General features: G+C 67.0%; 9 protein-coding genes. 3 read left to right on the top strand and 6 right to left on the bottom strand.

The genetic code is table 11. From position 1 onward, the window contains the following. From AC27IQ_RS13195 to ugpB, 6 genes are all read right to left on the bottom strand, one after another. A partial coding sequence (locus AC27IQ_RS13195) for a glycerophosphodiester phosphodiesterase family protein (RefSeq protein ID WP_487089731.1) occupies positions 1–515 on the bottom strand: 515 nt, incomplete at its 3' end. A 118-nt stretch (positions 516–633) separates the two neighbouring features. Then, a complete protein-coding gene (locus tag AC27IQ_RS13200; RefSeq protein ID WP_487089732.1) occupies positions 634–996 on the bottom strand; it encodes a bleomycin resistance protein in 363 nt (120 codons plus the stop codon). An 8-nt stretch (positions 997–1,004) separates the two neighbouring features. Continuing rightward, a complete protein-coding gene (locus AC27IQ_RS13205; protein WP_284429246.1) occupies positions 1,005–2,009 on the bottom strand; it encodes a sn-glycerol-3-phosphate import ATP-binding protein UgpC in 1,005 nt (334 codons plus the stop codon). A gap of 42 nt (positions 2,010–2,051) precedes the next feature. Beyond that, on the bottom strand, positions 2,052–2,903 hold the full coding sequence (gene ugpE, locus AC27IQ_RS13210; protein WP_284393761.1) for a sn-glycerol-3-phosphate ABC transporter permease UgpE: 852 nt from the start codon (positions 2,901–2,903) through the stop codon (positions 2,052–2,054). 42 nt (positions 2,904–2,945) lie between these two features. Then, a complete protein-coding gene (gene ugpA / locus AC27IQ_RS13215; protein WP_284393763.1) occupies positions 2,946–3,827 on the bottom strand; it encodes a sn-glycerol-3-phosphate ABC transporter permease UgpA in 882 nt (293 codons plus the stop codon). Positions 3,828–3,927: 100 nt separating this feature from the next. Then, entirely contained in the window at positions 3,928–5,238 is a 1,311-nt protein-coding gene (gene ugpB / locus AC27IQ_RS13220; RefSeq protein WP_272565484.1) for a sn-glycerol-3-phosphate ABC transporter substrate-binding protein UgpB, read from the bottom strand. A 359-nt stretch (positions 5,239–5,597) separates the two neighbouring features. On the opposite strand from ugpB, the gene serA reads away from it, so the two are divergent. The 3 genes from serA to AC27IQ_RS13235 all read left to right on the top strand — a co-directional run. After that, positions 5,598–6,827 (top strand): phosphoglycerate dehydrogenase, encoded by a 1,230-nt coding sequence (gene serA, locus AC27IQ_RS13225; protein ID WP_487089733.1) that lies wholly within the window; start codon positions 5,598–5,600, stop codon positions 6,825–6,827. Positions 6,828–7,063: 236 nt separating this feature from the next. Continuing rightward, positions 7,064–10,978 (top strand): DUF3683 domain-containing protein, encoded by a 3,915-nt coding sequence (locus tag AC27IQ_RS13230; protein WP_487089734.1) that lies wholly within the window; start codon positions 7,064–7,066, stop codon positions 10,976–10,978. Then, positions 10,978–11,371, top strand: a 394-nt coding sequence (locus AC27IQ_RS13235) for an HIT family protein (RefSeq protein WP_487089735.1), incomplete at its 3' end; no start/stop codon positions are given. The genes AC27IQ_RS13230 and AC27IQ_RS13235, both read left to right, overlap by 1 nt.

Genomic DNA, 11,371 nt, shown 5'->3' on the forward strand with positions numbered 1-11,371 from the left:
GCGCCGGACAGCGCGCGCACCTGGAACGAGGTGAGCAGCGGCGGCACCGCGGCGCCCTGCCACAGGCGCGCGGCGTGCGCGGCGACCACGCGGCCGGTTTCTTCCTCGGTGCCGGGCGTGGGCTTGATCTCGATGTTCAGCAGGTGGCCGTTGGCCCGGCAAAAGCGCGCCACCGCGTCCAGCGTGGGCAGCGGCTCGCCGGCGTGGGCGCGCGAATGCCAGGCACCGGCGTCCAGGCGCGACAGGTCGCTCCAGGCCTGTTCGCCCGCCGTGCCCCGGCCGCAGGTGGTGCGTTCCAGCGTGGCGTCGTGCAGCAAAAAGGGCACGCCGTCGCTGCTGAGCTTGGCGTCGCATTCGAACATGCGGTAGCCGTGGTGCGCGCCCAGGCGGAAGGCGGCCAGCGTGTTCTCGGGCGCGAGCTTGCCGGCGCCGCGGTGGGCGATCCAGCGGGGATAGGGCCAGTCGGACGCGGAAACGGCGGGCGCAACGGCAGCAGCAGTGGAAGGGGCGGTCATGTCAGTGAACGAGGGTTGGGAATGCTGTCGCGGCGTTCGAAACCGGCACGGGCCCGTGCCGTCCGATGGCCGCGGAGCAGGCCGCGCCCGCAGGCGCCGGTGGCGACTGCGGGGGGCTTCATAGGCTTTCGCCGAACTTGAGCAGGTTGCCGTGCGGGTCGATCACGTACAGCTCGCGCATGCCCCAGGGCTGCTCGCGCGGGGGATCGACGGCCAGGCCGCGCGCGGCGAAGTCGGCATGCAGCGCGCGGGTGTCGCCCCGCACGTAGCAGGAGGTGTTCTCGGCGATGTGGCGCTCGGTGCAGAGCCAGAAATGCAGCTCGCAGCCGTCGCGCTCGGCGATGAGGTAGTCGTCCGTGCGCAGCCGGGGCATGAACCCCAGCCGTTCGGCGCAGAAGGCCGCGCTCTCGTCCAGGTCGAGCGAGGCCAGCACGGGAACGGTCGCGTGCACGAGCCGGGCCGGCGCGGGTGGGCGGCTCACGGGGTCGCTCACATCCGCTTGCCGGTGGCGGCGTCGAACCAGTGCAGGCGCGACGGGCGCGGCGCGACGTGGATGGTGTCGCCGGGCTGGGGCGAGTGCGTGCCTTCTTCCACGCGCACGATGAGGGATTCGCCGTTCATGCGGGCGTACACCAGGCGTTCGGCGCCCAGCAGCTCGACGGTCTCGACCTGCACGGCCCAGCCGGTGGCGCCGATGTCCAGGTGCTCGGGGCGGATGCCGAGGATCGCGCCCTGCTTGCCGCCTTCCGCGTTCTTGAGCAGGTTCATGGGCGGCGAGCCGATGAAGCTGGCCACGAAGGTCGAAGCCGGCGAGTGGTAGACCTCCTCGGGCGTGCCGAACTGCTCCATCACGCCGCCGTTCATGACGATCATGCGCTGCGCGAGCGTCATGGCCTCGACCTGGTCGTGGGTGACGAACAGGCTGGTGATGCCCAGTTCGCGGTGCAGCTTCTGGATCTCCAGGCGGGTCTGCGCGCGCAGCTTGGCATCCAGGTTGGACAGCGGCTCGTCGAACAGGAACACCTGCGGCTGGCGCACGATGGCGCGCCCCATGGCCACGCGCTGGCGCTGGCCGCCGGACAGCTCGCGCGGCTTGCGCTCCAGCAGGTGGCCCAGCTCCAGGATCTTGGCGGCCTTGTCCACGCGCCGCTTGATCTCGTCCTTGGGCACCTTGGCGATCTTCAGGCCGTAGGCCATGTTGTCGAAGTTCGTCATGTGCGGGTAGAGCGCGTAGTTCTGGAACACCATGGCGATGTCCCGCTCGGCGGGCTCGAGGTTGTTCACCACGCGGGGGCCGATGGCGATCTCGCCGCCGCTGATCTCTTCCAGGCCCGCGACCATGCGCAGCAGGGTGGATTTGCCGCAGCCCGACGGGCCGACGATCACGATGAATTCGCCATCCTGGATTTCGGCGCTGACGCCGTGGATGACCGGGTTGGCCTTGGGGCCGGCGCCGTAGCGCTTGATGACGTTGCGAAGCGAGAGGGATGCCATATCTTTGGGATTCTTGTCAGATCGATCGGTGGTCGTTGACCGTTATTTCTCGGTGTCCACGAGGCCCTTGACGAACCACTTCTGCATGAGCATCACCACCACGGCCGGCGGCAGCATGGCCAGGATGGCCGTCGCCATGACGATGTTCCATTCGTTCTGGCCGTCTCCGCCGGCGATCATGCGCTTGATGCCGATCACCACCGGGTACATGTCTTCGCTCGTGGTGGCCAGCAGCGGCCACAGGTACTGGTTCCAGCCGTAGATGAACTGGATCACGAACAGGGCGGCGATCGAGGTCTTGGACAGCGGGATCAGGATGTCCTTGAAGAACCGCATCGGGCCCGCGCCGTCCATGCGCGCGGCCTCGACCAGCTCGTCGGGCACGGTCAGGAAGAACTGGCGGAACAGGAACGTGGCCGTGGCCGAGGCGATCAGCGGCACGGTCAGGCCCGCGTAGCTGTTGAGCATGCCGAGGTCGGACACCACCTGGTACGTTGGGCCGATGCGCACTTCCACGGGCAGCATCAGCGTGATGAATATCAGCCAGAAGCACAGGCCCTTGAAGGGAAAGCGGAAGTACACGATGGCGAAGGCCGACAGCAGCGAGATGGCGATCTTGCCGAAGGTGATGACCAGGGCCGACACCAGGCTGACCCACATCATGCGGGCCACCGGGGCCGTGGAGCCCGCGCCCGCATCGCGGCCGAACAGGGCGGCCTTGTAGGTCTCCCAGAAGTGGCCGCCGGGCAGCAGCGGCATGGGGGCCTGCACGATCTCCTGCGCGGTGTGCGTGGAGGCGACGAACGCCAGGTACAGCGGAAAGGCGACGATCAGCACGCCCAGCACCATGATCACATGGGCCAGGATGCCGGCGGTCAGGCGGCGCTCAACCATGGGCGGCCTCCATCGAGGAAATGCATTGCATCGGGCGTTGCATCAGTAGTTCACTTTCTTTTCGACATAGCGGAACTGCACCACGGTGAGCGCGACGACGATCAGCATCAGCACCACCGATTGCGCGGCCGAGCCGCCCAGGTCCATGGCCTTGAAGCCGTCGTAATAGACCTTGTAGACCAGGATGGCCGTGTCCTTGCCCGGGCCGCCCTGCGTGGCCGCATCGACGATGGCGAAGGTGTCGAAGAAGGCATAGACCACGTTGATCACCAGCAGGAAGAACGTGGTGGGCGACAGCAGCGGGAACTGGATGGTCCAGAAGCGGCGCCACGGGCGCGCGCCGTCGATGGCCGCGGCTTCGATGAGCGACTTGGGGATCGACTGCAGACCGGCCAGGAAGAACAGGAAGTTGTAGGAGATCTGCTTCCACACCGAGGCCATCACGATCAGCGTCATGGCCTGGCCCGAGTCGAGCAGGTGGTTCCAGTGGATGCCGACCTTCTCCAGGCCGTAGGCCACCACGCCGAGCGACGGCGAGAACATGAACACCCACAGCACCGCGGCCACGGCGGGCGCGACGGCGTAGGGCAGGATCAGCATGGTCTTGTAGAACATGGCCGCCTTGACCACGCGGTCGGCGAAGATCGCCAGCATCAGCGACAGGCTGATGCCGATGCCCGCCACCAGCACGGAGAACATGGCCGTGGTCTTGAACGACTCCACGTAGCTGCCGTCGTTGAAGAGCTGGCGGAAGTTGGCCAGGCCCACCCATTCGGTGGAGGTTCCGAAGGCGTCCTGCAGCTGCATCGACTGCACCAGCGCCTGGCTGGCGGGCCAGAAGAAGAAGACCAGGATGATGGCCATCTGCGGCGCGATGAGCAGCCAGGGCAGCCAGGCAGATTTGAAACGGACGCGTTTTTCCATGGGGCGGAAGGTTGGGAGAAATCGGCGCTTCCCAAAGCAAAAAGCAGATGGATGACCCATCTGCTTTTTACGGTTGGCGAAACGGTCAGTTTAAGCCGTATTACGACTTGTTCGCCTTCTGGAAGCGTTCCAGTTGCTCGTTTCCACGCTTGACGATCGTGTCCAGCGCTTCCTTGGCGGTCTTCTTGCCGGACCACACCTGTTCGAGCTCTTCGTCCTCGATCGCGCGGATCTGCACGTAGTTGCCCAGGCGGATGCCGCGGCTCTTGTCGGTCACCTTGCGGATCATCTGCGTCACGGCCACGTCGGTGCCGGGGTTCTGCTGGTAAAAGCCCGACTTCTCGGTCAGCTCATACGCGGCCTTGGTGACGGGCAGGTAGCCGGTGCGCTTGTGGCTGGCGGACTGCACTTCAGGCGTGGAGATGAACTGGAAGAACTGCGCCACGCCCTTGTATTCGGCAGGCTTCTTGCCGGCCATGACCCACAGGCTCGCGCCGCCGATCACGGTGTTCTGCGGTGCGCCGGGTACATCGGGGTAGTAGGGCAGGGGAGCCAGGCCGTAGGCGAACTTGGCGTTCTTGGCCACGTTGCCGTAGAAGCCCGACGACGTGTTGATCATGGCGCACTCGCCGGACACGAAGCTGGCCTCGGGCACGTTGCCGCGGCCCTTGTAGACGAACAGGCCCTGCTTGGCCATGTTGGCCAGGTTCTCGATGTGGCGCACGTGCAGGGGCGAATCGACCTTCAGGCGCGCGTCCAGGCCCTGCAGGCCGTTGGACTTGCTGGCGAACTCCACGTTGTGCCAGGCCGAGAAGCTCTCGACCTGCGTCCAGTTCTGCCAGGCCGTGGTGAACGGGCACTTGTGGCCCGAGGCCTTGAGCTTGGCCGCCGCGTTGACCACTTCGGGCCAGGTGGCGGGTGCCTTGTCGGTGGGCAGGCCGGCCGCCTTGAAGGCGTCCTTGTTGAAGTAGAAGATGGTGGTGGAGCTGTTGAACGGGAAGCTCAGCATCTGGCCGTTGGGGGCCGTGTAGTAGCCGGCCACGGCGGGGATGTAGGCGGCCGGGTCGAACTTGGCGCCCGCGTCCTGCATCACCTTGCCCACGGGCACGATGGCGCCCTTGCTGGCCATCATGGTGGCCGTGCCGACTTCGAACACCTGCAGGATGTGCGGTGCGTTGCCGGCGCGGAAGGCGGCGATGGAGGCCGTCATGGACTCGTCATACGTGCCCTTGTAGGTCGGCACGATCTTGTATTCCTTCTGGCTCTCGTTGAACTGCTTGGCCAAGTCGTTCACCCACTCGCCGTTGACCGCGGTCATCGAATGCCACCATTGGATCTCGGTCTGTGCCTGCGCCGTGGCGCAGAGCGAAGCGGCGATGGCGGCAGCGGCCGCCAGGTGCTTGAATTGCATGAAAACTCCTCGAATCGATACGAAATGCACGAAGCGCCGATGGTAGGACGCATTTCGTGACACGAATATGTCGTTGTCGCATAGGCCCACGCAGCGATCAAGCGGGGAAACCCGTCGCGGCGCAGGGCCCCGCCATGGCCGCCAAACGGGCGCCAGCGCTGGCGATTTCGTGACAATTCCGTGACAGATCGGCGGTGGCCGGAGTCGCCTTGGCGACTGGTGCCGCGCACCATTTCAGCGAATTGCAAGGATGCCAGCAGGGTTTTGTGCGGTGCACAATGATCTCGCGTCCCCATTTCGGGGCTGATCGCGGGGCCGAATCCCGCGCCTTTTCCTTTTCCGATCCTCCGGACCTTTCCATGGCCAAAACCTCTCTGGACAAAAGCAAGATCAAGTTCCTGTTGCTCGAGGGCATCCACCCGTCCGCGCTCGACGTGCTGCGCGGTGCGGGCTACACGCAGATCGAGGCGATCTCCGGCGCGCTGCCCGACGACGAGCTCAAGCGCAAGATCGCCGATGCGCACTTCGTGGGCATCCGCTCGCGCACCCAGCTGACGGCCGAGGTCTTCGCCCAGGCGCACAAGCTCGTGGCCGTGGGGTGCTTTTGCATCGGCACCAACCAGGTGGACCTGAACGCCGCGCGCGAGCGCGGCATCGCCGTGTTCAACGCGCCGTACTCCAATACCCGCTCGGTGGCCGAACTGGTGCTGGCCGAGGCCATCCTGCTGTTGCGCGGCATTCCCGAGAAGAACGCGGTGGCGCACCGCGGCGGCTGGCTGAAGTCGGCCGACAACGCCTACGAGATCCGCGGCAAGACGCTGGGCATCGTGGGCTACGGCTCCATCGGCACGCAGCTGTCGGTGCTGGCCGAGGGCCTGGGCATGCACGTGATCTTCCACGACGTGGTCAACAAGCTGCCCCTGGGCAATGCGCGCCAGGCGCCCTCGCTGCACGCGCTGCTGGGGCAGGCCGACATCGTGAGCCTGCACGTGCCCGAGCTGGCGTCCACGCAGTGGATGATCGGCGCGGCCGAGATCGCGGCGATGAAGCCGGGCGGCATCCTCATCAATGCCGCGCGCGGCACGGTGGTGGAAATCGAGCCGCTGGCCGAGGCGCTCCGCGCCAAGAAGCTGCTGGGTGCCGCCATCGACGTGTTCCCGGTCGAGCCGCGCACCAACAAGGACGAGTTCCTGTCGCCGCTGCGCGGGCTGGACAACGTGATCCTCACCCCGCACATCGGCGGATCGACCATGGAGGCGCAGGCCAACATCGGGCTCGAAGTGGCCGAGAAGCTGGTCAAGTACAGCGACAACGGCACCTCGATCTCGTCGGTCAACTTCCCCGAGGTGGCGCTGCCCGCGCACCCGGGCAAGCACCGGCTGCTGCACATCCACCAGAACGTGCCGGGCGTGCTGTCGCAGATCAACCAGATCTTCTCGGACAACCGGATCAACATCGCCGCCCAGTACCTGCAGACCAACGAGAAGGTGGGCTACGTGGTGATCGACATCGACGCCCAGTCGTCCGACCTGGCGCAGGACGAGCTGGCCAAGGTGCCGGGCACGATCCGCAGCCGCGTGCTGTTCTGACCGGCCGGGCCGGCCGCCAGGGGCTCCGCCGGCCTGCCTTGGGATTTGGTGCCAAAACGGCCTCCAGCACAATGAAAACGCCGGCATGATGCTATAAAAATAGTAGCATCCGGGGTGCGGTCGTTGCCGCAGCGGCTGGCGGGGCCGTCCCGGCCCCCGGGACCGCCCGGAGGCTGGCATAAAATCGCGGCCCCGAGGCACAGGGGCGCCCCACGCGCCCGACCCAGGTTGACCCCATGAACGTTCCCATAGCGCTGGCTGCCCTGCAGGCGCAGGCCGCCGAGCCCGCCCGCCTGCGAGAGATTCCCTACAACTACACCTCGTTTTCCGACCGGGAAATCGTCATCCGCCTGCTCGGGTCTCCGTCCTGGGACGTGCTCGACCAGCTGCGCCGCGAGCGCCGCACCGGCCGCTCGGCCCGCATGCTCTATGAAGTGCTGGGCGACATCTGGGTGGTGCAGCGCAACCCCTATTTGCAGGACGACCTGCTGGACAACCCCGACCGGCGCAAGCTGCTGGTCGAGGCGCTGGAGCACCGCCTGGCCGAGATCGGCAAGCGCCGCACGCCGGCCGACGACTCCGGCCGCGACCAGCTCGTGGGCCAATTGGTGGACGCCGCCCGCCGCGCCATCGCCGAGTTCGACGCCACCTTCATCGAGGCGGCGCAGTTGCGCCGCCAGGTGCAAAAGCGCCTGGGCCGCCACACGGCCAAGGACAACATCAAGTTCGACGGCCTCTCGCGCGTGTCCCACGTGACCGACGCGACCGACTGGCGCGTCGAATACCCGTTCGTGGTGCTCACCCCCGACACCGAGGCCGAGATGGCCGCGCTGGTCAAGGCCTGCATCGACTTGGAGATGACCATCATCCCGCGCGGCGGCGGCACCGGCTACACCGGCGGCGCCATTCCGCTCACCTGGCGCAGCGTGGTCATCAACACCGAGAAGCTCGAAGCCATGACCGAGGTGGAAATGCGCCGCCTCCCGGGCATGGACCGCGAGGTCGCCACGGTGTGGACCGAGGCCGGCGTGGTCACCCAGCGCGTGGCCGATGCGGCCGAGCGCGCGGGCTACGTGTTCGCCGTGGACCCGACCAGCGCCGAGGCCTCTTGCATCGGCGGCAACATCGCCATGAACGCCGGCGGCAAGAAGGCCGTGCTGTGGGGCACGGCGCTCGACAACCTCGCCAGCTGGCGCATGGTGACGCCCGACGCCCAGTGGCTGGAGGTGACCCGTGTGAACCACAACATGGGCAAGATCCACGATGCCGAAGTGGCCAGCTTCGAGCTGCAGTACTTCGAGGCTGACGGCAGGACGCCGATCCGCACCGAGCGCCTGGACATCCCCGGCAAGACCTTCCGCAAGGAGGGCTTGGGCAAGGACGTGACCGACAAGTTCCTGTCGGGCCTGCCCGGCATCCAGAAAGAGGGCTGCGACGGCCTCATCACCAGCGCGCGCTGGGTGGTGCACCGCATGCCCGAGCACACGCGCACCGTGTGCCTGGAGTTCTTCGGCAACGCCAAGGACGCGGTGCCCAGCATCGTGGAGATCAAGGACTTCATGTTCGCCGAGCAGCAGCGCAGCGGCGTGCTGCTGGCAGGCCTGGAACACCTGGACGACCGCTACCTGAAGGCCGTGGGCTACGCCACCAAGAGCAAGCGGCATGGCGGCGGCCTGCCGAAGATGGTGCTGTTCGGCGACATCGCGGGCGACAACGCCGACGACGTGGCGCGCGTGACCAGCGAGGTCGTGCGGCTGGCCAATTCGCGCTCGGGCGAGGGCTTCGTCGCCATCAGCCCCGAGGCGCGCAAGAAGTTCTGGCTGGACCGCAAGCGCACGGCCGCCATCAGCCGCCACACCAACGCCTTCAAGATCAACGAAGACGTGGTGATCCCGCTGCCGCGCATGGCCGAGTACACCGACGGCATCGAACGCATCAACATCGAGCTGTCGCTGCGCAACAAGATCGCGCTGTGCGATGCGCTGGAAGACTTCTTCCTGCGCGGCAACCTGCCGTTGGGCCGCCAGGACGACGCGCACGAGATCCCGTCGGCCGAGCTGCTGGAAGACCGCGTGGGCCAGGCCGTGGCGCTGGTGGGCGAGGTGCGGGACCTTTGGACCGGATGGCTGCGCGACGTGGAGCCGCTCTTCGCCCAGCTGCAGGACCACACGCTGCGCGCGAGCTGGAAGACCCAGCTGCGCGAGCCGCTGGCCAAGATCTTCGCCGGCGCCGCCTTCCAGCCCATCATGGACGAGGCCCAGGCCATCCACCAGCGCGTGCTCAAGGGCCGCGTGTGGGTGGCGCTGCACATGCATGCCGGCGACGGCAACGTGCACACCAACATCCCGGTCAACAGCGACGACTACCGCATGCTGCAGACGGCCCACGAGGCCGTGGCGCGCATCATGGTGCTGGCCCGCCAACTCGACGGCGTGATCTCGGGCGAGCACGGCATCGGCATCACCAAGCTGGAGTTTTTGACCGACGACGAGCTGCGGCCGTTCGCCGACTACAAGCAGCGCGTGGACCCCGAAGGGCGCTTCAATAAAGGCAAGCTGCTACGAAATCAGGAGCGTGGTGCCGTAGTGGATATTGCCCGGGAGCCCGGTTCGGCCCGCAACTCGCTGATGTTCGCCGACCTGACCAACGCCTACACGCCGAGCTTCGGCCTGATGGGGCACGAGTCGCTGATCATGCAGCAGAGCGACATCGGCGCCATCGCCGATTCGGTCAAGGACTGCCTGCGCTGCGGCAAGTGCAAGCCCGTGTGCGCCACCCACGTGCCGCGCGCCAGCCTGCTGTACAGCCCGCGCAACAAGATCCTCGCCACCTCGCTGCTGGTCGAGGCCTTCCTGTACGAGGAGCAGACGCGCCGGGGCGTGTCGATCAAGCACTGGCAGGAGTTCGAGGACGTGGCCGACCACTGCACCGTGTGCCACAAGTGCTACACGCCGTGCCCGGTCAAGATCGACTTCGGCGACGTGACCATGAACATGCGCAACCTGCTGCGCAAGATGGGCAAGAAGACCTTCCGCCCGGGCAACGCGCTGGCCATGACCATGCTCAACGCCACCAACCCCGACACCATCAAGCTGATGCGCAGCGCCATGGTCGGCGTGGGCTTCAAGGCCCAGCGCATCGCCGTGGACCTGCTGCGCAAGGTGGGCCGCCGCCAGACCGCGCGGCCGCCGGCCACGGTGGGCACCGCGCCGGTCAAGGAGCAGGTGATCCACTTCATCAACAAGAAGCTGCCCGGCGGCCTGCCCAAGAAGACGGCGCGCGCGCTGCTGGACATCGAGAACAAGGACTACGTGCCCATCATCCGCAACCCGGCCACGACCACGGCCGAGACGGAGGCGGTGTTCTACTTTCCCGGCTGCGGCTCCGAGCGCCTGTTCAGCCAGGTGGGCCTGGCCACGCAGGCCATGCTGTGGCATGCGGGCGTGCAGACCGTGCTGCCGCCGGGCTACCTGTGCTGCGGCTACCCGCAGCGCGGCAGCGGCCAGTTCGAGAAGGCCGAAAAGATGATCACCGACAACCGGGTGCTCTTTCACCGCGTGGCCAACACGCTCAACTACCTCGACATCAAGACCGTGGTGGTGAGCTGCGGCACCTGCTACGACCAGCTGCAGGGCTACGACTTCGGCAAGATCTTCCCGGGCAGCCGCATCATCGACATCCACGAATACCTGCTGGAAAAGGGCGTGACCCTGCAGGGCAAGGGCGCCTACCTGTACCACGAGCCCTGCCACAACCCCATGAAGCTGCAGGACTCGGTCAAGACCGTGAAGGCGCTGGTGGGGCCGCAGGTGCTCAAGAGCGAGCGCTGCTGCGGCGAATCCGGCACGCTGGGCGTGACGCGGCCCGACATCTCCACGCAGGTGCGTTTTCGCAAGGAAGAGGAAATCAGGAAGGGCGAGGCCGCGCTGCGGGCCAGCGGCGCCGCGGGCGCGCAGGACAACGTGAAGATCCTCACCAGTTGCCCCAGCTGCCTGCAGGGCCTGAACCGCTACCAGGACGACCTGAACAACGGCCTGCTGGAGGCCGACTACATCGTCGTCGAGATGGCGCGCGAGATCCTCGGCGACCAATGGATGCCCGAATACGTGCAGCGCGCCAACGCGGGCGGCATCGAGCGGGTGCTGGTCTGATGGTGGCCACGGCGCCTGCCGCGGCCACCGTGCCCGATTGCCCGCTGTGCGACGGCGACGGCGGCACACTGGTCTGGCGCGGCCCGAAGCTGCGCGTGATCCGCGCGCAGGAGGCCGGCTTTCCAGCCTTCTACCGCGTGGTATGGAACGCGCACGCGGCGGAGTTCACCGACCTGGACGCGGGCGGCCGCCTGCACTGCATGGAGGCCGTGGCGGCGGTGGAGACCGCGCTGCGCGCCCATGTGCAGCCGGACAAGATCAACCTGGCCGCGCTCGGCAACATGGTGCCGCACCTGCACTGGCACGTGATCGCGCGCTTTGCCTGGGACAGCCATTTCCCCGGCGCCGTGTGGGCCACGCCGCAGCGCGACCGCGCGCCCGAGCGCGAGGCCG

It is taken from the genome of Acidovorax sp. KPB24-07 (assembly GCF_057543315.1).